This window comes from Pontibacter aquaedesilientis (assembly GCF_014773225.1).
In the GTDB taxonomy this organism is placed as follows: Bacteria; Bacteroidota; Bacteroidia; order Cytophagales; family Hymenobacteraceae; genus Pontibacter; species Pontibacter aquaedesilientis.
The window spans coordinates 281,156-305,355 of sequence record NZ_JACXAJ010000002.1 but is presented as its reverse complement, the minus strand read 5'-3'; the positions used below and the strand labels follow the sequence as shown (position 1 = coordinate 305,355).

Annotated in this window: 14 protein-coding genes and 1 tRNA gene; 8 read left to right on the top strand and 7 right to left on the bottom strand. The window is 48.3% G+C overall.

Annotation, left to right across the window (positions count from 1 at the left end; translation table 11 throughout):
- Window positions 1-38: 38 nt before the first annotated feature.
- Together H9Q13_RS06280 and H9Q13_RS06275 are read right to left on the bottom strand one after the other, a co-directional pair.
- Window positions 39-2,288, bottom strand: coding sequence for a sodium-translocating pyrophosphatase (locus H9Q13_RS06280; RefSeq protein ID WP_191182921.1), 2,250 nt, complete (start codon window positions 2,286-2,288; stop codon window positions 39-41).
- 273 nt (window positions 2,289-2,561) lie between these two features.
- Window positions 2,562-3,476: a M20/M25/M40 family metallo-hydrolase gene (locus H9Q13_RS06275; RefSeq protein ID WP_191182920.1), complete on the bottom strand. Its 915-nt coding sequence runs from the start codon at window positions 3,474-3,476 to the stop codon at window positions 2,562-2,564.
- Window positions 3,477-3,585: 109 nt separating this feature from the next.
- Here H9Q13_RS06275 and H9Q13_RS06270 point away from each other — a divergent pair, with 109 nt between their 5' ends.
- On the top strand, window positions 3,586-4,833 hold the full coding sequence (locus H9Q13_RS06270; RefSeq protein WP_191182919.1) for a tetratricopeptide repeat protein: 1,248 nt from the start codon (window positions 3,586-3,588) through the stop codon (window positions 4,831-4,833).
- A gap of 101 nt (window positions 4,834-4,934) precedes the next feature.
- Here H9Q13_RS06270 and H9Q13_RS06265 read toward each other — a convergent pair whose 3' ends face one another.
- Window positions 4,935-5,897 carry a UDP-glucuronic acid decarboxylase family protein gene (locus tag H9Q13_RS06265; protein WP_191182918.1) on the bottom strand — a complete coding sequence of 321 codons (963 nt, stop codon included), beginning with the start codon at window positions 5,895-5,897 and terminating at the stop codon, window positions 4,935-4,937.
- Window positions 5,898-5,899: 2 nt separating this feature from the next.
- Window positions 5,900-7,252, bottom strand: coding sequence for a UDP-glucose dehydrogenase family protein (locus H9Q13_RS06260; protein ID WP_191182917.1), 1,353 nt, complete (start codon window positions 7,250-7,252; stop codon window positions 5,900-5,902).
- An 829-nt stretch (window positions 7,253-8,081) separates the two neighbouring features.
- On the opposite strand from H9Q13_RS06260, the gene H9Q13_RS06255 reads away from it, so the two are divergent.
- Together H9Q13_RS06255 and H9Q13_RS06250 are read left to right on the top strand one after the other, a co-directional pair.
- The gene (locus H9Q13_RS06255; RefSeq protein WP_191182916.1) at window positions 8,082-8,981 is read left to right on the top strand and encodes an alpha/beta fold hydrolase; all 900 of its coding nucleotides are present in this window, start codon (window positions 8,082-8,084) and stop codon (window positions 8,979-8,981) included.
- 22 nt (window positions 8,982-9,003) lie between these two features.
- Window positions 9,004-9,267 carry a hypothetical protein gene (locus H9Q13_RS06250; protein ID WP_191182915.1) on the top strand — a complete coding sequence of 88 codons (264 nt, stop codon included), beginning with the start codon at window positions 9,004-9,006 and terminating at the stop codon, window positions 9,265-9,267.
- A 61-nt stretch (window positions 9,268-9,328) separates the two neighbouring features.
- Here H9Q13_RS06250 and H9Q13_RS06245 read toward each other — a convergent pair whose 3' ends face one another.
- On the bottom strand, window positions 9,329-10,732 hold the full coding sequence (locus tag H9Q13_RS06245; protein WP_191182914.1) for an FAD-binding oxidoreductase: 1,404 nt from the start codon (window positions 10,730-10,732) through the stop codon (window positions 9,329-9,331).
- A gap of 73 nt (window positions 10,733-10,805) precedes the next feature.
- Here H9Q13_RS06245 and H9Q13_RS06240 point away from each other — a divergent pair, with 73 nt between their 5' ends.
- From H9Q13_RS06240 to H9Q13_RS06220, 5 genes are all read left to right on the top strand, one after another.
- Window positions 10,806-11,447: a C40 family peptidase gene (locus H9Q13_RS06240; RefSeq protein ID WP_224744115.1), complete on the top strand. Its 642-nt coding sequence runs from the start codon at window positions 10,806-10,808 to the stop codon at window positions 11,445-11,447.
- A gap of 124 nt (window positions 11,448-11,571) precedes the next feature.
- On the top strand, window positions 11,572-14,757 hold the full coding sequence (locus H9Q13_RS06235; RefSeq protein WP_191182913.1) for a TonB-dependent receptor: 3,186 nt from the start codon (window positions 11,572-11,574) through the stop codon (window positions 14,755-14,757).
- Window positions 14,758-14,980: 223 nt separating this feature from the next.
- Window positions 14,981-18,298, top strand: a complete 3,318-nt coding sequence (locus H9Q13_RS06230; RefSeq protein ID WP_224744114.1) for a TonB-dependent receptor — start codon at window positions 14,981-14,983, stop codon at window positions 18,296-18,298.
- A gap of 201 nt (window positions 18,299-18,499) precedes the next feature.
- Window positions 18,500-18,573 (top strand) — tRNA-Ala (locus H9Q13_RS06225).
- 197 nt (window positions 18,574-18,770) lie between these two features.
- Window positions 18,771-20,018 carry a hypothetical protein gene (locus H9Q13_RS06220; RefSeq protein ID WP_191182912.1) on the top strand — a complete coding sequence of 416 codons (1,248 nt, stop codon included), beginning with the start codon at window positions 18,771-18,773 and terminating at the stop codon, window positions 20,016-20,018.
- 120 nt (window positions 20,019-20,138) lie between these two features.
- Here the strand turns inward: H9Q13_RS06220 and H9Q13_RS06215 are convergent, their stop codons facing one another.
- Both H9Q13_RS06215 and H9Q13_RS06210 read right to left on the bottom strand, forming a co-directional pair.
- Window positions 20,139-20,837: a M48 family metallopeptidase gene (locus H9Q13_RS06215; RefSeq protein WP_224744113.1), complete on the bottom strand. Its 699-nt coding sequence runs from the start codon at window positions 20,835-20,837 to the stop codon at window positions 20,139-20,141.
- Window positions 20,834-24,085, bottom strand: coding sequence for a type I restriction endonuclease subunit R (locus tag H9Q13_RS06210; RefSeq protein ID WP_191182911.1), 3,252 nt, complete (start codon window positions 24,083-24,085; stop codon window positions 20,834-20,836). Before H9Q13_RS06210 ends, H9Q13_RS06215 begins: the two co-directional genes overlap by 4 nt.
- Window positions 24,086-24,200: the final 115 nt, after the last annotated feature.

The following is a 24,200-nucleotide window of genomic DNA, read 5'->3' as shown; positions in this document are numbered from 1 at the left end:
CTATGGCTGGGCTTATTCAAAACTAAAGCAAACTAAACCTATTTTTTTGAGGCAACTGCTACGAAGTCAGCTGTCTTTTCCCTATCCACGCTGGCGGTCTCCGGCATTACCGGCACTACTTCCATGTTGATCTCAACAGGAGCTTCCGGCAACGGTGGCTCCTGCTCCAGCGCAATGTGCGGCGCAATTACCAGCGACACAATCGACATCAGTTTGATCAGAATATTCATGGATGGGCCAGATGTGTCTTTGAACGGGTCACCTACGGTATCGCCGGTTACAGACGCTTTGTGCGGCTCAGAGCCTTTGTATTCCATCTTGCCGTTGATCTCCACGCCTTTCTCAAACGATTTCTTGGCATTGTCCCAGGCGCCACCGGCATTAGACTGAAACATGGCCATCAGCACTCCCGACACGGTCACACCGGCCAACAGACCACCCAAAATCTCAGGCGAGGAAGTATCCGGGAACACGCCTCTAAAGCCGAAACCCACGATAACAGGAACGATCAAAGCAATCGCACCTGGCAACATCATCTCGCGGATGGCCGCTTTGGTAGAGATGGCTACACATTTTTCATACTCCGGCTGACCGGTTCCTTCCATAATGCCCGGAATCTCGCGGAACTGGCGGCGCACTTCGTGCACCATCGCCATGGCCGCACGGCCAACCGCCGCTATACACAACGCTGAGAAGACAAACGGAATCATGGCACCGATGAACAAACCGGCCAGTACTGGCGCCTTGTAAAGGTCAATAGAATCAATACCGGCTATACCTACGAATGCCGCAAAAAGGGCCAGGGAGGTCAAAGCTGCAGAAGCGATCGCAAAGCCTTTTCCAGTGGCAGCCGTTGTGTTACCCACAGCGTCTAGAATGTCAGTACGTCCGCGCACTTCTTTTGGCAGTTCACTCATTTCGGCTATACCGCCCGCATTGTCGGCAATCGGGCCGAAGGCGTCAATCGCCAATTGCATGGCCGTCGTTGCCATCATACCTGCCGCCGCAATGGCCACGCCATACAAACCTGCCGACGCGTAAGAGAGTACGATACCGGCCGCCAGCACGATCATTGGCATTACCGTGGACTGCATACCTACCGCCAAACCAGCGATAATATTGGTCGCATGGCCCGTAGAGGACTGCTGCACGATAGAATTAACAGGGCCTTTGCCCATGGCTGTGTAGTACTCGGTGATGATACTCATGAGTGTACCTACCACAAGGCCAATGATCACGGCATAGAAAACACCATCGTTCGTGAACTCAAAGTTACGCAGCACCAAGTTATCCGGCATGAGCCAGTGAATAGCGAAATAAGCGCCAACAGCCGTCAGGGCAACGGAGATCCAGTTACCCAAATTCAGGGCCGCCTGCACGTTGCCGCCTTCCTTCACTCGTATGAAAAGCATACCGATCAGGGAGAAGACGATACCCAGACCAGCTATCAGCATAGGAAGTATAACAGGGGCCATACCACCGAAATTATCCTGAGAAACCACTTCGCGACCGAGTACCATGGTAGCCAGAATAGTGGCGACATACGAACCGAAAAGGTCGGCGCCCATACCTGCCACGTCGCCCACGTTATCGCCCACGTTGTCGGCAATAGTGGCTGGGTTACGTGGATCGTCCTCCGGTATACCTGCTTCTACCTTGCCTACCAGGTCAGCGCCCACGTCGGCGGCTTTGGTATAGATACCACCGCCTACTCGTGCAAACAAGGCTATACTTTCAGCACCCAGCGAGAAACCCGTGAGCACTTCCAAAGCTACTTCCATTTCATGGCCGTTCACATCGCCATTCACGCTATACACAAAGAAGTAGTAGAGCACAATAAAGAGCGAGCCCAGTCCCAACACGGCCAGACCAGCTACGCCCATCCCCATGACAGAGCCACCTGCAAACGAAACGCTCAAGGCACGCGAAAGGCTGGTGCGGGCAGCCTCTGCCGTGCGCACGTTGGCCTTTGTGGCAATGCGCATCCCGATAAACCCGGCGATAGCCGAGAAAAGGGCACCCATTATAAAGGCCAATACGATGGTCCAGTGCGAGTTCTCTCCGGTATAACCCAGATAGAACAGGAATATACTGGCGATCACGACAAAATAGAAGAGCACTTTGTACTCCGCTTTCAAAAATGCCATTGCACCATCGGCAATATGACGGGCGATCTCCGTCATGCGTTCATTTCCTGCTGCTTGCTTCGTTACCCAGGCCGACCTGATAAAGGTATACAGGAGGGCCGCCAGACCAAATCCAGGAATTACGTAGAGAATAGTTTCCATTCAATAAGAGTTAGTTTTGTTAATAAGGGTTGAGATTCTGAAATTGCTATATAGAGCTATTAAAGAAAGCCTATTCGTTTGACTTTTCCAAATATTCACTGTCAAAGCTTCCAATATTCACCATCGCTTATACCCCTAAAAACTAGACTTTTGCGGCGATTCGGAGCCTGAAGGCAGCATGGCGCCCCCAAAACCTCTTCCTATACCTGCAGAGCGCACAAAAAAGGCCGTTCTGCATAGAACGGCCTCCTTAATTATCGCAATCAAATACATTTAAAGCTTTTCCATCAATTCCCGGTACAGGGCCACCATGCTCTCGATATCTTTCTTGTTCACGATCTCATTTGGTGTATGCACGTTGTCCTCGGGTGCGCCCACAAAGCACCAGTCCCAAGGGTACGGCCCGTGTTGCAACTCTTTGGCATCGCTCCCTCCCGAACCTTCTACTTCCAGCTGGAAAGGAATACCGGAGGCCTTGGCTATACCTATGATCCTCTCTACATAAGACCTGCGCGGAATCAGGCTGTCACGCATCGAGATTACCACTCCCTGGCCCGGCTGCACGCCTTCTGTTACCCACGTGATATCGGATATGAGTGCCTGATGCACCCCATACCTTTCGGAAATGTACTTTGCCAGGTATGCTACCGACCCACCACCGTGCTCTTCCCAGCTACTGAAAGCGATGATGCCATCCTCTAAGGTCTCGGCCACTTTCAGGGCGCTCCACACCCCCAGCCTGTTGTCCAGGTAGCAAGACTGCACTGTTTCTTCTGTTTCCCGGAAGTCGCATTTGAAGACCAGTTCCGTGCCTCGCTCGATCTCCCGTTCATATTTGTAGCTTATTTCATGCTCCTCTTCGTCAAACTCCAGTGTGCATTCAATTTCCCCCTGCGAGTCCTCACCAACCAGGGTATAGCCGGTTTCCAGATCCGGGCCTCCGATCTTCACCAGTTGTTTGCCGTAGCGTACCGTGAAACCGATAGAATCGATATGCGCGAATATAGCGGTTCGGGGCCTACCAAATATCAATAAAATACAATCTTGAAAACCTTCTCCATAAACTACAGTCGGTTGCTGTTTCCACTGAACTTTCTGTTCCTCAATGTAGTTAAGCAAAAAATTGGATAGTTTTTTTTCGTTGCCGGATGGCGCGTGTATGCGACAGAGTTGTTTCAGGAGTTTCATGCAATATTTCTTTTGTATCAATTCAAATTTAGTATAATTGTTGTACTTTTAGTACTCGCTTGCAGCAATTCAGGCGAAACAGCTCGACACTACGAATATATTTTCACCTATGAACAGTAAGATTGTACTTGTAATCCTCAGCATATTTCTGTCAACCCATGCTTCTGCACAGGGCTCAAAGGCACAGCCTGACACGACAATGCGCGAGATCACAATGCAGTCTGTCGAAGTTATTCCCAGTGCCGGCAACGTAAAGGGCATGTTGCTGATGGACATGGACATACAGTACGAACTGGAGGGCGCCGTGGACAACATGTACAACTTTAAGTATGAGCTGGCTGAGAAACAGTTCAAGTCCCTTCGCCGCCGTTATCCCCATCACCCGCTGCCCTATTTCCTGATGGGTCTGAGCCAATGGTGGAAAATCGTCCCGACCAACATTCAGACGCTTAAATACGACGACCTTTTCTTTGCGTACATGGACACGACGATCCAGAAAGCGGAGAAACTATACGACAGAAATAACAAAGACTACGAGGCAGCCTTTTTTCTATCCGCCGCCAACGGATTCACGGCCCGCCTGCACTCTGAGCGCAGCAACTGGCGAAAAGCCACTGTAGCCAGCAAGCGCTCCTTAGAGTACTTGGAAAAAGCCAAAGCCGGCAATGGTCTCAGCCCTGAGTTTTTGTTTGGGGAGGCTCTCTTCAACTATTATTCTATCTGGATTCACGAAAACTACAAAATGCTGCGCCCCGTGCTTGCCTTCTTCCCGAGTGGTGACAAGCGTTTAGGCATTAAACAGTTGCGATACGTGGCCAACAATGGTTTTTATACCGGCACCGAGGCCAAGTTCTTCTTGATGAAGATCTATGCCAACGAAGAAGGGAATATGGAGGCTGCGCTGGATATTTCCCGCGGACTGGCTCAAAAGTATCCTAACAACGCCTATTTTCAGCGTTTCTATGCTCGTGCTCTTTTTGTGCAAGGGCACTTTACGTTGGCCGAGCGGGTTTGCCTGGACATTATGAATAAACTGGACCAGCGTATGCCCGGGTATGAAGCGGTGAGCGGACGTTACGCCTCTTATATACTAGCCTACATCAATCAGAACAAGTACAGGGATTTCCAAAAGGCGAAGGCTTATTACCAGAACTCCATTATGTTTGCCGAAATGAGCAATGAGCGAGACTCTGGTTATTTTGTTAACTCCTACCTCAACCTGGCCCGGATTGCCAAACAGGAGCGTGAACTCAAAGCAGCTAAGCAGTATTACTCCATTGTATTAGAGGCAACGGATAAGAAAAACGCTGCAAACAAAGAGGCAATGAACTTTATAAAGGCACATAAGAAAATTTAGAAACAGCCTTGCAAAGCTGCATACCTGAAAGCTTTCTAAAAATAAAAAGACAAAGGCCCTGATGCAATCAGGGCCTTTGTCTTTTCAGGAGTATACGCAAGTTAAGCTATACGCTCAGCCGGAATCTCCACTTTCTCTTTGAAGTACTCGAGCGTTCTTCTCAGGCCTTCGGCACGGTCCACTTTCGGCTCCCAGCCCAGCACTTCTCTTGCCTTCGCAATGTCTGGCTGGCGCTTCTGCGGGTCGTCGGTTGGCAACGGCTGGTACTCCACCTTCAGCTCCACGCCTGTCAGCTTGCAGATTTCCTCGGCAAACTCCTTTATCGTGATTTCCGATGGGTTGCCGATGTTCACTGGCAAGTGGTAGTCGCTCAGGAGCAGACGGTAGATTCCCTCCACCAGGTCGTCCACGTAGCAGAAAGAGCGTGTCTGGCTGCCGTCGCCGAAAATACTCAGCGGCTCGCCACGCAGCGCCTGGCTTAGGAAGGCAGGCAGCACACGGCCGTCATCCAGTCGCATGCGCGGACCGTAGGTGTTGAAGATGCGGACAATGCGCGTCTCCAGACCGTGGTGCATGTGATAAGCCATCGTCATGGCCTCCTGGAAACGCTTGGCCTCATCGTAGCAGCCTCTCGGCCCTACCGGGTTCACGTTACCCCAGTAATTTTCATTCTGTGGATGCACCAGCGGGTCGCCGTATACCTCAGAGGTAGATGCGATCAGCATGCGGGCACCCTTTGCCATGGCAAGGCCCAGCAGGTTATGCGTTCCCAGCGAACCTACTTTCAGCGTCTGGATCGGGATCTTCAAATAGTCGATCGGGCTGGCCGGCGAGGCGAAGTGCAGGATATAGTCCAGCTTGCCCGGCACGTGCACGAACTTGGACACGTCGTGGTGGTAAAACTCAAACTGCTCGAGCTTGAACAGGTGCTCTATGTTCTCCAGGCTGCCCGTGATCAGGTTATCCATCGCGATCACGTGGTACCCTTCCTTTATCAGCCTGTCGCACAGGTGGGAGCCGAGGAACCCGGCGCCGCCCGTCACTAATACTCTTTTTCTGGCCATCTCTATACGGTTGCTTTAGTTTGCTGCGGCACTGTCGCCTGCTTGATACCGATACCGAAGTAAGTATAGCCCTTGGCCTCCATCTCCTTGGCGTCGTAAATGTTGCGGCCATCAAAGACCACCTTCTCCTTGAGAAGCTTGCTTACCACGGCGAAATTAGGCGAACGGAACTCTGGCCACTCCGTCACCACCAGCAGCGCGTCGGCGTCGATCAGGGTCTCGTACTCGTCCTTGCCGTACTCGATGGAGTCACCGAGCGTATGGCTCGCCTCTTTCATGGCCACCGGGTCGTAGGCCTTTACCTTGGCGCCCTGCTCCAGCAGCTTCTGAATGATTACCAGCGATGGTGCCTCGCGCATGTCGTCCGTTTTCGGTTTGAAGGACAGTCCCCACACGGCAAAGGTCTTGCCGGACAGTTCACCATTGTAATAGTTGCTGATCTTGTTATACAGCACTGATTTCTGCTTCTCGTTAACCGTCTCCACGGACTTGAGCACCTCCATCTGGTAGCCGTTCTCGTCGGCCGTTTTGATAAGCGCCTTCACGTCCTTAGGGAAGCAGCTTCCACCGTAGCCGATGCCCGGGTAAATAAACTTGTTGCCGATGCGGGCGTCGGAGCCAATGCCGCGGCGCACCATGTTCACGTCCGCGCCCATGATCTCGCACAGGTTAGCAATGTCGTTCATGAACGATATCTTGGTGGCCAGCATGGCGTTAGCCGCGTACTTGGTCATTTCGGCAGACGGGATGTCCATGAAGATAAGCGGGTGGCCGTTCATCAGGAAAGGCTTGTAGAGTTTGCTCATCATCTCCTCGGCGCGCTGAGAGTCCACTCCCACCACGATGCGGTCTGGCTTGAGGAAGTCATCGATGGCGGCACCCTCCTTCAGGAACTCCGGGTTGGAGGCCACATCGAACGGAATGTCAGCGCCACGCGCCTCCAGCTCCTCTTTAATGGCGTTGCGCACTTTGGCCGCCGTACCTACCGGCACAGTGCTCTTGGTCACCACCACGGTGTAGTCTGTCATGCTCTGGCCGATGGCGCGGGCTACGGCCAAAACGTATTTCAAGTCGGCAGAGCCGTCCTCGCCCGGAGGCGTGCCCACGGCGATGAAGGCCACATCGCAGCCCTGCACGCTGGTCGCCAGGTCGGTGCTGAACGAGAGACGCTCTTTCTGGGAGTTTCTGAGCACCATCTCCTCCAGACCCGGCTCGTAGATGGGCAGTACGCCCTGCTTCAGGTTATCTATCTTTTTCTGGTCAATGTCGATGCAGGTCACGTCGATGCCCACTTCGGCAAAGCAGGTGCCCGTCACCAGACCCACATATCCAGTACCAACTACAGCAATTCTCATAGGTAAATCTTATAAATGAAAGTACAAATTTAAGGTTTTTATAATGTTATCATCACTAATACATCACTTTATCAAGTCAGAGACAAGATGGGTAACCTTGTCCATACGTCGTTAAGATCCGGCTCTATATCTGCCCGTCATGAGCACCCGGCTATACCTGTCAGCCATACCTTGTCTAGTTCTGGCTCAAAAACCATTCACTGCTGCATAACCCAACTGGTTAGGTTCTTCCTGACGGAAGTAAGGATTCCTTTTTTGACAATCCGGGTAACGAGATCACAAAGTCCTTTTCAGGTCTGTGCAGAATCCTTTTGACAGCAAGCCTTTAAAGTAACCAGAATTTTCCAGCGCCTAGCCAATATTTCTGTCGGAGCCCGTCGGGCGCAAAAATAACTATTTTATGGTCAAGAATAGGGTTTCCTGTTTCGAATACATGCATCGCTGCCTCTCTCTACGAAACCATACCATTGGCTTACACGAGGACGATCCGGCAGAAAGTACATTGTTCATGTTGTGTTTATTTACTTCCAGTTAAGTCAGGAGACCGTGCTTTTGGGCCAGATACGGCCCCTGTTGGGCACCATTTGCCTGTTTCGGTACCGGCATTGCGAACGCCTATGACTCGGTGGCATGATTTGCCCCTAAACAGTATCTGACTCGGCAGGGCATAGCTGCACCTTCCGCAAAACGGCGCAGTTGTCTTACTTTGTTCGTAGCAAAAGAGTTACGCAAGAAACAAAAAAACCTGTATCAGCCAGATTTTTCTTTTTCTTAACAACCTGTGCCTCTGTCTCAAGTATAGATGAATAGCAAACACCCTAAGGCTCCTATGAAACCAGACTGGCTGGACACCAAAGAATATCCCTTCAAATCCAGGTTCCTGGAACTAGAGGCTGGCAAGATGCACTACATCGACGAGGGAGAAGGCCATCCGATTGTCATGATACACGGCACGCCTTCCTGGTCTTTCGTGTATCGCAACCTGATCAAACTCCTGAGTAAAAAGCATCGGTGCATCGCCTTGGACCTAATCGGTTTTGGACTGTCGGACAAGCCAAAGGACTGGAGCTATAAACCCAGGGCTCATGCTGCCAACTTTGAGCAGCTTATGGAGCACCTCCAACTCAAAGACATCACCTTGATCGTGCATGACTTCGGTGCCCCGATCGGATTGGCTTATGCCATCAATCATCCTGAGAACGTCAAGAATATTGTCATGCTCAATACCTGGACTTGGTCACTTTCAAATCATCAGGTGTTCTCGAAGGCTAGCAAGTACCTGGTCGGTCCATTGGGCAAATTCCTGCATTCCAAGCTAAATGTCACTACCGGAAAACTGGTGCAGGAGTTGTTTGGCAAAGAAAGTAAGATACCTGAAAAACTGCAGGAGCAGTACACCAGGGCACTCGGCGACCCGGATGAATGTGTCAGCTCACTGGCCTGCGCCCGCGAACTGGTGGGGGTAAGTAAGTGGTATGACGAACTTTGGAAGGAGCGCAAAAAGATTCAGGACATCCCGACTCTCATCCTTTGGGGGGAACAGGACAAACTGGTGAAGATTGATGCCCTACAGCGCTGGAAAAATTTCTTCCACGAGTGCTATGTCCTGCATTTTGAGGACAGCGGGCACTTTCTGATGGAAGAACATGCGGACGATGTGGCAGGGTATGTGAGCAACTTTATTAAGGAGGAAGACAAGAAAAAGGACAAAGCTGAACACCATCATTAACCCTAACAAAACAAACGATACCATGGAACCCGATAAATCACTGAAAGAAGCGCTGCTACGCAGTCATCAGGCGACAGAAAAGGCAAATCAGGAACAGCATATGCTTTATAACATGGGTACTGGTGCAGATAACCCAAACCCTGATCAGGCCAATGCGCATCAGCCCAAGCTGCACGAGACGCCACGCAACCTGATACAGTCCTGGGACACCCTTCGGCAGCTGGACGAGGAACTAGCTAACAAAAAAGCAGCGAACAAGACGAATAACAACAGAGGAAAGGTATAACGACATACTCCAAATGATAAAACAGCAAGCGGCAGCCAATCAATGGCTGCCGCTTGCTGTTTCAAAATATCTTTCCCGGATTAAGAATTCCATGCGGATCGAAGAGTTGCTTGATCCCCTGCATCAGCCGCAACTGCACTTCATTCAAGGCGATACCAATGTAGGGCCTTTGGACTAACCCGATACCATGCTCACCGGAGATCGTACCTCCCAGCGATACGCACAGTCGAAAGATCTCCTTTATACCTTCGGGCAGTTTGTTGTTCCAGTCATCGTCCGACATGTCGCCCTTCACGATGTTGATATGCAAATTCCCGTCTCCGGCATGGCCGTAGCAAACTGATTTGAAGCTATACCTCTCCCCGATTTCCTTTACCCCCCTCAGAAGCACCGGCAGCTCTGCACGAGGCACTACAGTGTCTTCTTCTTTATAGATAGAGTTACTCTTGACAGCATGTCCCACACTCCGGCGCATGCGCCAAAGGTCTTCTTTCTGCTTTTCAGTGTCGGCTACCAGAATATCGCCTACGTCAAACTTTTCCAGCACTCCGTATACCTGTTCTGCATCTTTGTAGAGCAGGTCCATATCGTTTCCATCCAGCTCAATCAACAGGTGCGCCCGTTCGTCTTCGGCCATCGTCATGCCAAGCCCCAGGTAACGGCTTGCCCATACAATTGCCTCACGCTCCATAAACTCAAGCGCGGAGGGCACTATACCTGCTATAAAGATATTAGACACGGCTGCGGCTGCCTCCTCTTCTTTACGGAAAGGCACCAGCATCACCAGATTTTGGGTAGGGTAAGGTATAAGCTTGAACACAATCTTGGTGATGATGCCGAGCGTGCCCTCGCTCCCGACCATAAGCTGCGTCAGGTTATAGCCAGTGGCGTTTTTCAGCACATTGGCGCCGGTCCAGGTTATTTCCCCGGTTGGCAGCACCACTTCAACGTTCAGCACATAATCTTTCGTGACGCCATACTTCACCGCTCTGGGTCCGCCCGAGGACTCGCTTAAGTTGCCCCCCAGCTGGCAACTGCCACGGCTCGAGGGATCCGGGGGGTAGAAGAGGCCGCGGGCCATCACCGCTTCCTGAAATACCTGCGTAATTACACCTGGCTCGACCGTGGCCTGCAGGTTGCGTTCGTCTATGTCAATAATTGCGTTGAGCCGCTCCATTGACAGCACCACTCCGCCATGCACGGCCAAAGCACCACCGCTCAACCCGGTACCGGCACCACGCGGTGTCACCGGAATAAAGTTTTCGTGGCATAAGCACACAATACGGCTGATTTCATCGGCGTTCTTAGGTTTGAGCACTACTTCCGGCAGATAGCGCAGGTCTTCGGTCTCATCGTGGGTGTAGCGTGCCATACCTTCCTGGTCAACCGGCAGCACCATGTACTCCCGGCCGACTATGGATGCCATGGCTTCGGCCAGTTCTGGAGTGATCTTGTTAAATTTCATTTTATATTAGATAGCTAATGCTTAATTTAGCCAATACGTCACCAAATTGTGTCATTCATTACCAAGTTACGCTTTGAGAACATTATTTACCAATTCCCTTCTGTTTATCTTTTTTATTGCCTTTTTGGCTTCCTGCCAGTCCTCGCAGCCTACCTTCAGCAAGCGCGGCGAAACCTACAAATCGGCCCGGGAGATAGCCGAGGAGAAACGCCAAGCACGCAGAGCCGGTAAAGGCACCAAACAAAACAAGTCCAAATCGAGCACAGTAGCCTCGAAAGACCGGACCAGCCGCACGCGGGTTCCCAATGCACACCGGTTAGATGAGAATGTAGCCACCGTAATCGAGACAGCCCGTTCCTACACAGGCACCCCTTACCGCTGGGGTGGCACCTCACGCGTGGGCATGGATTGCTCCGGACTGTTATGCACTTCCTTCCAAAGTATAAATGTAACGCTACCCCGCACCTCGGATGAGCAGAGCCGCTTTGGCAAAGAAGTAAGGGTAAAAGAACTGAAGGAAGGTGATTTGGTATTTTTTGGCGCCAATAAAAACAGCCGCGAAATTACCCACGTGGGCATGGTAACCGAGGTGATCAGTGACAATGAAGTGAAATTCATACATGCCTCCACCAGTTTGGGTGTGATCGAGAACAATCTGTTTTCAGATCATTACCAGAAAATATTCATCAAAGCTGTACGGCCTTTTTCGAATTAGACCAAATTAGTCCTAAATACCGTTTCTGATTCGATACAAATTTTTACATCAAAATAACACATAAAAGTCTCACAACTACGTACTTATAAGCAATTAGATTTTTTCAATCAAACTTATAAGTATTATGAGGACTTTTTACAAAAGAATACTACTGATCCTGCTACTGCTGCTTACCAGCCAGTTTGCAGGGGCACAGGGTACAACTACTGCTGCCATGAACGGTGTGGTACAAGATCAAAGTGGCGTTCCTCTGCCTGGCGCAACGGTGATAGCTGTACACACACCCACCAACACGCAATATGTAGCTGGCACCAACGCAGAGGGCCGATATAACATACAGAACATGCGGGTTGGCGGCCCCTACACGGTTCGCACCTCGTATGTAGGCTACCAGGAGCAGCGATTCGACAATATCAATTTGGCTCTGGGTCAAAACTTCAGGCTGGACCTGACCCTCTCAGAAAGCACGACAACCCTCGGCGAAGTAATGGTAACGGCCGCCCAGGACAAGATCATCAACTCAGACAGAACAGGCGCTGCCACCAACGTTTCGACTGAGCAACTGGAATCGTTGCCAACCATTGCCCGAAGCCTGAACGACTTTACCCGCATCACGCCGCAGGCTTCTACATCAGGTTCAGGCATCTCGTTTGCAGGCCAGAATAACCGCTTCAACAACTTTTCTATAGATGGCACTGTCAACAACGATGTGTTCGGCCTATCGCCCAGTGGTACCAACGGCGGGCAAACTGGCGTACAGCCCATCTCACTAGACGCTATTGAGGCAATCCAGGTAGTTATTGCGCCTTTTGACGTTCGCCAGAGCGGGTTTACAGGAGGTGGCATTAATGCCATTACCCGAAGCGGCTCCAACAAGTTTACAGGCTCTGCCTATTATTTTGGCAACAACGAAGGGCTGGTAGGCAAAAGTCCGGATGATGCCAGAACCAGGCTGCCGGACTTCACCGACTATCAGACGGGCCTCCGGATTGGCGGCCCGATCATCAAAGACAAGTTGTTCTTTTTTGTGAATGGTGAAAAAACCAAACGGGTAGCGCCACTCCTATTCGAGCCGGGGTCAGCCAGCTCCAACATTACGGTAGATGAAGCCACCCGCGTACTGAACACCGCCAACCGATTGGGCTATGACCCGGGCAGTTTCAGGTCCATTGAAGATGAAACCCTGAGTGACAAAATCTTCGCCCGACTTGATTGGAACATTACCGACAACCACCAGCTAACCCTCCGCCATAGCTACGTGTATGGCGAAAACCGTGATAATTCAAGAACACCAAATGCTCTTCGTTTCTCGAACAACGCGGAATACTTTCCCAGCACCACCAATTCCAGTGTACTCCAACTGCGCAGCCAGTTCGGCGGTCAGTATGCCAACGAGGCCCTTATTGGCTTCACGGCCGTGCGAGACGACCGCGACATCACCGGCGCCCCCTTCCCCAATGTGTTGATCAGGCTCTCGGGCGGCAGAACGATTGCGCTGGGCAGTGAGCCTTTTTCCGTTCAAAACCAGCTGGATCAGGATGTGCTGACCATCACCAATAACTTCAACGCCTTCATGGGCAAACATACCATCACACTGGGTACCCATAACGAATTCTATAAAACCTTTAACCTGTTCATCAGGCAGGAGTTCGGGGCTTATGAATACAACTCGCTAGAGGCCTTTGAAGCCATCGGCACGCCGGCCGAGGCAGCACCCGGGGCTTTCTTCAGAAACTATTCACGCACAAATATACGGGAACAGGGGGCCGAATTCTCCGCCTTCCAACTAGGGTTCTATGCACAGGATGAATACGCGCTGATGAACAACCTGAAAGTGACGGCAGGTATACGCCTGGATATTCCTACCTTCAATGACAAGCCGGCCGTTAATCAGGAATTCAACGAGGCCTTTGCCGCCAGAGGCCTGGCAACTGATAAAACGCCCGGGGCCCAATACATGCTTTCACCAAGGGTAGGTGTAAACTGGGATGTGTTTGACGATGGCAACACGCAGGTGCGTGGCGGGGCAGGCGTATTTACGGGCAGAGCTCCATTCGTGTGGATATCGAACCAGTATACCAACACCGGTCAGCAACTGGGCAGCCTAGCCCTGACTTCCGGGCCCTTACTGGGGCAAATTCGCTTTAACCCTAACCCAAACACGCAGCCAACCGCTAGCAGTGTGGGCTTATCAGACAGAACGGCAGAGATCAACATCACAGACCCCGACTTTAAATTCCCACAGCTTTTCAGAGTGAATGCGGCTGTCGACCATCGGTTGCCCTTTGACCTGGTAGCAACTTTGGAGGGTATATACTCTAAAAACCTGAATAACATCTACTATCAAAACCTGAATCTGGAGCAAACCGGCACTTTGACCGGGGCTGATAACCGCCCGGTTTTCAGCAGAATTTCGGGCAATAATTTCCAGGACATCATCTACCTGACTAATACCAGCCGTGGTTTTGGCTACAGCCTGACCGGTCAGTTGCAGAAGACTTTTGTAGAAAACGGGGTATCCGGGTCGCTGGCCTATACCTACTCGCGGGCCAAAGACGTGAACCCCGGCAACTCCAGCCAGGCGCGCTCCAACTGGATAAACGTGAACCAAGTGCAAGGTCTCAACAATGTAGGAGAAGCTTTCGCCGACAACGACATACGTTCCAGGGTAGTCGCCAGTCTCTCCTATAACCTGAATTACCTGGGTTTTGCTGGTACCACAATCTCGGCTTTCTACAACGGGCAGACAGGTGTGCCGCTATCTTACATATACAACGGGGATGTGAACAGGGATGCGGGAAGAACCAACGACCTGATCTACATCCCAAGGACCCAGTCGGAGATCAACTTGGTACCTTTCACAGACCGCGACGGCAACATTATACCTGGGTCGGCCACCCCAGCGGAGCAGTGGGCGGCTTTGGATGCCTTCATAAGCAACAATGATTACCTCAGTTCCAGAAGAGGCCAGTATGCAGAGCGAAATGGAGACCGGCTGCCATGGCAGAACCAGGTAGATTTGCGTATTATGCAGGATTTCAAGGTAGGTCAGGGCGACAACGACCACAGGCTACAGTTTACCTTTGATATCTTCAACTTCACCAACTTGATCAACAAAGACTGGGGCAGACAGTACAGCGCCACGTTCAACGCTTTCCAGGCAATCGACTTTACTGGCTACGAAACGGGTACTACCACGCCCCGCTTTAACTACACCGGCAGAGGGCTCACCGACGGAAACCCTTATTTCGTAAACGACTTCCAATCCAGGTGGAGGGCGCAGTTTGGGGTTCGCTACATTTTTAACTAACAGCACATACTCCAAAAGCAAAAAGAAAGGCGGGGCTTCGAAGCCCCGCCTTTCTTTTTGCACTTAGTGTTTAAACTAATACTGCAATCGCAATTTACGACTTTTTTTTAAGGCTTGGCAATAAATAACATAAGACCAATTATTAATAATAATTTAATCTCTAAGTAGTTGCATTTCCATTATTAGCGCCTAATTTTGCGGGCAAAAATCAATCAATCTTTTTATGAAAAAGTTATTACTATCAACACTTCTCATGTTGCTGTGCGTGGTTACCATGCATGCGCAGGTGACCACGAGTAGTATTAATGGATCTGTTAAGGATTCAAAGGGTGAAGCTTTAATCGGGGCAACCGTAAGAGCAACACACCAACCTTCTGGCACTACTTATGGTGCTACCACAAACACTGAAGGGCGCTTCAGCATTGCAAACGCACGTATTGGTGGACCATACCAGATTGTTGTAAGCTACCTGGGCTTCGCCAACAAAACTTACAATGGCATTGACCTGAAACTGGGCCAGCCATACCTGTTGAATGCCGATATGTCTGAGTCAGGTACTGAGCTCTCAGAAGTAGTGGTTAGCGCTGACAGAACATCAGTTTTCAACTCCAGCAAAACTGGTGCGGCTACAAACATCAGCAGCCGTCAGATTGAAACGCTTCCTACTATCTCAAGAAGTATTCAGGACTTTACCCGTACTACACCACAGGCTAACGGAAACAGCTTTGGTGGTCGTGATGCTCGTTTCAACAGCATCCAGGTAGACGGAGCTAACCTTAACAACAACTTTGGCCTTAACACCAGCCCAATGCCTGGCGGTGGTGCACAGCCAATTTCCCTTGACGCTTATGACGAAATCTCTGTAAACATAGCGCCTTACGATGTAAGACAGTCTGGCTTTACAGGTGCTGGTATCAATGCTGTTACAAAAAGCGGTACCAACACTTTCAAAGGAACTGCCTACACCTTCTACAGAGACCAGAACTTTATTGGTTCTAAGGTTGGTGACAACGACATCAGCGAAACAATTCAGGAGTCTCAGAGCAACACATACGGTTTTAGCCTTGGTGGCCCAATCCTTAAAAACAAACTGTTCTTCTTCGTGAACGGTGAGATCGAGAAAGAATCCAGACCAGGTATCGCTTTCTCTCCTACAGGCGGTTCAGGCTTAGGCACAGTTTCTACAACGCCAGTTGCTGACCTGCAGGCTGTTTCGGATTACCTGAGAACCAAATTTGGTTATAACACAGGTGGTTACGACAACTTCCCGAACTTCGCGAATGATAACCGTAAGCTCCTTGCTAAAATCGACTGGAACATTAACCAGATCCACAAGCTGACAATAAAGTACACTGATTTCACGAACACAAACGACCAGATTGTAAACTCAACCAGTATTCCTAATGGTGGTGGTTTCTCGGTAGCGGGTCGTACAGGTACTTTGAGCCGTTTGCCATTCTCCCGTTTCGGCAACAATGCCATGGGTTACGAAAACTCTAAGTATATCTTCAGAGACGTAGTGAAGACTGGTACTGCTGAATTGAACAGTAACTTCGGTGGCAGAATGTCTAACCAGTTCCTGGCTACAGTAAGTAAGATCCAGACAACACGCGACTACCCTGGTGGCTTGTTCCCAACTATCGATATCTTCGATGGCAAAGGCAACAACTACATCCACGCTGGTATGGACCCATTCACATACAATAACGATGTGATTAACGATGTGTACAGCATTACCAACAACTTCTCTTACTACGCTGGCAAGCATACATTCACAGCTGGTGTTAACTATGAGTACCAGAAGGTAGGTAACATGTTCATGGCAGCTTCTAACGGCTACTATGCATTCAACTCCCTTGATGACTTCCTCAATGACAGAGCTCCTGCTTACTATGCCTATACCTACTCACTGGTACCAGGTCAGGACGCAGTATACTCTGCAGAACTGAAAGTTGGCCAGCTTGGCCTATACGTTCAGGACGAAATTCAGGTAAACAATGGTCTTACGATCACTGCAGGCCTTCGTGCTGACAAGTCTATCTATCATGAAGACCCAATCGCAAACCCTGCTGTAGAGAAGCTACAGTTCTTCGACGAAGACGGCAACCTGACAAATTACACTACTGGTTCTTGGGCAAAGAGCAAGATCTTGCTTTCTCCAAGAGTAGGCTTCCGTTGGGATGTAAGCAACGACAACTCACTGATCGTTCGTGGTGGTACTGGCCTGTTTACTGGTCGTTTCCCATTTGTTTGGTTGACTAACATGCCTACAAACTCTGGTATGTACCAGTTCGGTGCCGGTGTAACAGACCCTGCCGTTTTGGCCAACATCAGATTGAATGCCGACCCAAGCACTTATGCTTCATTGTTCCCTAGAACAGCAGGTACTTCAGTTCCACCAAACTTGGTGTTCATGAATGAAGACTTCCAGTTCCCACAGGTATTCAGATCAAATCTTGCTGCTGATAAAGATCTTGGTAACGGCTTCACTTTAACTGTTGAAGGTATGTATACTAAAGAGCTTAACGGCATTAAAATGCGTAACGCTAACCTCTTTGAGCCAAACGGTACTTTCACTGAAGGTGGTAACATCAGAGATCGTTATGTTGACAGAAACAATGACAAGAAGTTGAATAACGATGACAGAAGACTTAACCCAGGTGTAAACACAGCTATTGTGTTAGAAAACACGAACAAAGGTTATTCTACTGCTTTAACTGCCCAGTTGAGCAAGTCTTTTGCTAACGGTTTCTATGGCTCTGTTGCTTATAACTATACTCAGGCGAAAGGTATCACGGCAAACCCAGGCTCACAGGCTGGTTCTGTATGGTCACAAAACCCTAATGTTGGTACTGCCAATGATCAGGAACTAGGTTACCAGTCTTTTGCTATACCTCACCGTGTAGTAGCTAACCTATCTTACAAGAAGTCATACCTGAACTACTTCGCTTCTACTCTTTCAGTATTCTTCGAAGGTGCGAACCAAGGCAATTACAGCTTCATCATCAACGGTGACCTGAACGCTGACGGTAATAGCTCTTCTGACCTGATGTACATCCCAAGCGATCGTTCTGAGATGAGATTTGACGCTTACACTGTTAAGATCAACGGCCAGGATAAAACTTTCTCTTCAGATGAGCAGAAAGAAGCTTTCGAGCAGTTCATCAACAACTCTCCATACCTGAGCAAAAACAGAGGCCAGTATGCAGAGCGTAGTGGTGCCCTGCTTCCATGGTACAACAGAATGGATGCTCGTTTCCTGCAGGACTTCTACATCACTACTGGCAAGAACAACACGAAGCACACACTACAGTTCAGTGCTGACGTTCTGAACCTGCCAAACATGATCAACAAGGATTGGGGTATCGAGAAGCGTTTTGTAACTGCAAACCCATTAACATTCAAGAGATTTGATGGTGAGAACACTCCAGTTTACAACTTCCAGAACCGTAACGGCGAACTGGTAACTGAACCTTTCGAGGATGTAATCACTACAAGCAGCACATGGAGACTTCAGCTTGGTCTTCGCTACAGCTTCTAGTAGACTTTATTTCTCATTACAAAAAAAGGCGGGACAAATGTCCCGCCTTTTTTATTTGCAAATTATAGCGTCTCAGTTTTTGCATATTCAAAATTTGTTCTAATTTTGTGACACTCAAACGGGGGATTAACTCAGCTGGCTATAGCGTCCCGAAGGCTTTCGGGAAGGTCAGCAATTTTACTCCGTTCGTTCAAACATTTTGGGGGATTAGCTCAGCTGGCTAGAGCGCTTGCATGGCATGCAAGAGGTCATCGGTTCGACTCCGATATTCTCCACTGATAATCAGGCACTTATGAAATAAAATTCGTAAGTGCCTTTTTTTGTGCACACAATTTGCACACAAGTAAAGTATTACACGCCCTTACACTTTCTTGCTTAACTCTTTATTTATTACATCTATATTTATTACATCTATGCTAATAGAATAGATAGAAATTCATCCATTGCTATTGTTGTACTTACAATTAATCATATGTCAAAAACAAAGGACTATTTAGAAGAAACACTGCAGCAGGAAGAACTCGCTTCTAAAATTCAAATAAAATTACAAGCGTTAGGAAAGATTAGGACTACATCTAATAAAATAAAAAACGCTGGGCACACTGCTTCTTTCCTTAGAAAGCAAGAAGTTAGAGACCAGTTTAATACTATTCATACATTAGCTGATTCTATAAATGAACAAGCGCTCATTTTACAACCTCGAAAGGTTTTAGAGAACTTAAACTTAAAACTTAACCAAGTATATGCATCCTTCTATGAAATAAGACATTTTATAGAACAAGATTCAGGAACTCAATTAGATGATAATATCAGACAACTGCTTTCTATTTTAGAGAGCCCTCCGGTTAATGACGCTTATCAGCAATTATCCACTGATGGAGTTATTTTGAGCAACAATGACAATACTCGTCATATACTCAAATTGCTTGAAGCAATAGAGTCAGAGCTAAAGAGCATAGTGATTGTAACTCTCTCCAGCTTAGCTAATGCACCTGATTTTAAGAAGCAGATATCAGAGCTTAAAGCTCTTTTAGAGGGGCTTCACAAAAATGCTAATGCTGAGGCCGAAGGTATTAAAAGAATCTTTGAGCAGGATAGAAAGACTTTTCAAGCAGAAATGAAAGAAGAAGTCACTAAGGCTAAACAAGCTACAGATGCAGCAAGAAGAACAGCACTGGAGGCAGGTGTGGCTAAGCATTATGACATATTCGAAAGAGAAGCTAAACACCATAATAAACAATCATGGATTTGGTTTGGAGCTTTACTACTAATAATTATAGCTGCAGTTGGGTATATAATTTACTTAATGGAGTTTGCTGTTAAACCTGACTATAACCTGCTACTAAAAGAGGTCATATCTAATGAAAACTCAATTAATGTTGAAGCTGCAAAATCAGAAGCTTTCAAATATGAATTAGCTCAATATATCTTTAATAAGATATTGATAATTAGCACTCTATTTTACTTACTATCTATTTGTGCAAGAAACTATAAAGCACATCGGCATAATCATGTAGTTAATAAACATAGACATAATGCTTTAGCTACTTTCCAATCATTTACGAATGCTGCCACAGACCAACAAACAAAGAATGCTATTTTGTTAGAAGCAACCCATTCAATTTTCTCAAGCCAGCACACAGGTTATATGGGAGCTGATGCAGAAGCAGAATCCCCTAATAAAATCATTGAGATTATAAAGAGTACTAACGGCAAATAATCCATCACAAACCATCTCAATACTTTTTCAGTAACAGAGTCAGTTTTTAAATAGCCACATGTAATAATGAAAACACACTGTTACATGTGGCTTTAACATTATTATTCGCCCCCTTAACACCTACGCTAACAACACCTCCAGCCGCATCTTCCACTTCTCCCAGCCGGGCATTTCTTTTTCCTGCAGGTCAAAGAATTTCTGCGTATGGTCATGGTGCACTAAGTGGCAAAGCTCGTGCACTATCACATACTCAATACAGCCTTTGGGCGCCTTGATAAGCTCGGGATTCAAAATAATTTTACCTTTAGGTGTGCAGCTGCCCCAACGGGTGGGCATCTCCCTTAAAACTATACTGGAGGGCTCTACATTATAAAGCTTGAAACGCTCAATCCATGGAGCGGCATATTGCTTAAACCGTACACGGGCATGCTCCAGGTACCACTTCTTCAGAAGCTCTTCTGCCCTACCCTTTTCTGTGCAGGTTACCTCAATAAAGCGGCCTTTCAGCTTTACCACATTTAAGGTCCCCTCTATCACTTTCAATCTGTATTGCCTGCCTAAGTATAGGTGTGTTTCACCGCTCATATACTTCTTAGGTGCCGTCTTTGGGTGAAAGGTTAGGAAGAAGCTTTGCTGCTTTAAAATCCAAGGTGCCTTGTCCCGTAGCTTTTGCTTTATCTTATCGATTGGGGCATCTGCGGGGGCTTTTACAAGCACTTCCATGTTTGGGGTAACGGATATACCTAAACTTTTACGGGCACTGTAAACAAGCTTAAAATCAATAGTTTTAGAGCCAAACTGTATGCTATCTTGAATCATTTATACCTAATCTTTGCTACCTCAATACACTTCTCTGCAATGGCGTCCATCTCACCAAATGAAAGGGGCACCTTATGTTTATCCCGTACCTCGTCAATCAGGTAATCCCCAATATCAATATTGAGTTTGCCTAACAAGTCTTTGTTCTTGTGCCAGTCAATTTTGGGGTGCCCCTGGTCCAGGATGGTTTCATTCATGATGGCATCAATGGCAAGGGCGGTGGCAACAGAAACTTCCTGCCGCTTCGCCTGCTCTTCTATCTTTTCAGACAAAGACTCCTGACAGAGGCCAAAATAGGCTCTTGCAATTTCTTTGTGCTGGAGCGGTGCAGGTATTTCATTATCAGTATGGGACAGCACTGCGTCCATCATCTCTTTGGCCCGCTTCAGGTATTCGGCTTCTGAAATACGCTTCTCTTCGTACTCCTTTATCGTCTCTTTCAGCATCTCCGAGAATTTCTTGTAGAAAGCGGGGTCTTCTTCCATCTTCTCGGCAATGTGCTTGGCTGTACGTGAAGCAATGCGGTCTGCTTTGGCGGCATCTCCGATGGCCTTTTCTACTTCCAGTTCAAATTTATCTTTGTCAAAGATGTTGACCAGTTCTACTACTGTCTCAACCCTATCTGTTTGAATATGCTTATCGATAAGCTTCTGAATTTGCCCCTCGTATTGCTTGAAATCGATTGTATCAGAATAGCGCTGGGTTACGGAGGCTCGAAGCTTTAGGAAGAAAGCGGCGTCTTCTTTGTATCGGTCAACTTCTTTCGGGTCTGTTTTGGTTACAAACTCCAGCGATGAAAGCGCTATTTTTAAGGTACGGGCGTAAATGGAAAGCTTATCGTAAAAAGTAGAGCGTAGGGCTTCATCTCGCAGCAACTCTTCATAGGCTTCAGCATCTCGCTTATTCGGCACTTCCTTAAAGATATCCCATAGCTCGGAGTGGCGCTGTGGCAACTTCTTTACCTCCTCAATGATGTTGGTAAGGGTGCCTGCCAGTTCATCTTCATCAAAGCCTTCTAAGCCTGAATAGGTGTTGAGCGCTTCGTCTAATTGACCCAATATGCCATAGTAGTCTATTACATAGCCGAAATCTTTACCTGGGTATAGACGGTTTACCCTTGCAATAGCCTGCAGTAACTTATGCTCTTTCAGGTTTCGTGTGATGTAGAGCACCGTATTTTTAGGCGCGTCAAAGCCTGTCAGGAGCTTATCGACTACTATGATAATCTCGGGCTCTTCCTGGTGCTTGTAGCGGCTGATGATGTTTTGCTCGTACTTTTCCTTGGTGCCGTGCTCGTTCATCATCTTGGCCCAAAACTGCTTTACCTTGTCCTCTGACTTGCCAAAAGCGCTGTCTTCACCCTCTCTTTCGTCGGGTCCTGATATAACCAGTTCACAGCTTACCAAGCCTATTTCATCCAGGTATTCTTTGTATTTGATGGCAGCGACTTTATTAGGGCAAACCATCTGTGCTTTGAATTGCCCCTTTTCGCCTTTACTCTGCCAGTTGTCGCGGTAATGGCGGCTGATGTCCCAGGCAATGGCGTACATTTTCTGCTCAGCCTGGTTCAGCTGGTCGGCACGGCTGAATTTCTTCTTTAGGTCAGCCTTTTGGTAATCGGTAAGGGACTCCGATACCATTTGGAAGTAATTGTCGATTGCGTTGGCGCTTACCTGCTGAAAAGCATGACGGCCTTCATACAGAATAGGCACTACAGCACCATCTTCTACTGCCTTGGTTACCGGGTACTCGTCTATGATACCGCCAAATTTGGAAGCGGTGCTCTTTTCCTTTTTCATCAAAGGCGTACCGGTAAAGGCAATGAAACAGGCGTTTGGTAGGGCCTGCGTCATTTTCACGTTAAAGGTGCCGTACTGGGTGCGGTGGCCTTCATCGATCAGCACAAAGATGTTAGGTGAAGTGAGCGGCTGCTTTATGTTGTTGACTGCCTTTTCAAACTTGTTGATGATGGTCGTAACTACAGCATCACTCTTACTCTGTAGCTTCTCTGCCAGGTCCTTTCCTGTCTTGGCCCGCTCTACCAGCATATCACACTTCTTAAAAGTGGTGCTGATTTGGTCATCAAGGTCAGTACGGTCTGTTACAAGTACAATCTTAGGGTTGGTAATGCTCTTGTCCATGGCGATGGCTTGCGCCAACATCACCATGGTAAGGGATTTGCCGCTACCCTGTGTGTGCCAAATAACACCCCCTTGGCGCTTACCGCCTTGAATGTGGTGCACACGCTTGCTGATTTTATTAATGGCAAAGTACTGCTGATATCGGGCAACTTTCTTGATACCCCCATCAAACACGATAAAGCTATAAATTAAGTCTAACAGCCGCTGCGGACTGCACAACCCATATAACAATTCATCCTGTTTGGTAAATCGTACCTCATCTTTCTCCAACGCTTCGAAATGATGTCTTACATAGGCATAGCGCCCGCTAAACAAGTGTTTGTGCTGTTCAGGCTGCAGCGGCTGATTCTTCAAAACTTGCAGCTCTTGCTTGTATGCTAACAGAGAGGTTTCTTTCTCCTGTTTGGTTCTACCCGCTGGCTTCTCTTCCCACTGTGCCCAAAACTTGGGCGGTGTGGCATTGGTGGCATAGGCCGCTTGGTTGGTAGCAATACTAAGGCAGAGCTGTGCATACACATAAAGAGAGCGTATGCCGTCTTCCTGCTGATTGCGCAGGTGCTGAGAAATAGCCTGCTCCAGCGGGTCTTTCATATCGGAGCGCTTGCACTCGATAACACAAAGCGGTATACCATTTACAAACAATACAACATCAGGACGGTAATGGTCCTGACTGGCAGCCCGCATGACGCTGTACTCTTCTGTAACGTGAAACACGTTTTTACTCCAGTCCTGCCAATTGATGTACTGCAGAGTATAGCTCTTTTTGTTTCCCTCGATACTTTGCTCCAAGGCCTTTCCCAGCGTAAGCAGGTTATACACATGCTCACAGGCTGCCATATACCCATCCTGCATTGGCACATCTTTAAGGGCCTGTATACCTGCCTTGAGGTTGCTGTCTACAAAATCATAGCTCTCACCTTTGTAGGTAATGCTGTTGATGCGCTCCAAATGCTCACGTAGCACGCACTCCAGTAATACCGCCGTGGTTTTGCCACCTCGCAGTTGCAACGCTTCTTCCTGTGTCAGGTAGGTATAGCCTACTTTCTGCAGAAACTGTAGCGCAGGTATTTGACTGATGTGGTCTTCGAGAAAAGAGGGAGTTTCCATTGGATAATAAACTTTTGGCAAACAATTTGCGTTAATCAAATACAAGTAGTACTTTTGTACTGGCCTTTACCTTGAGTATGGGAATTGCAAAGGTTTCGAACGCTGTACCAGTAAA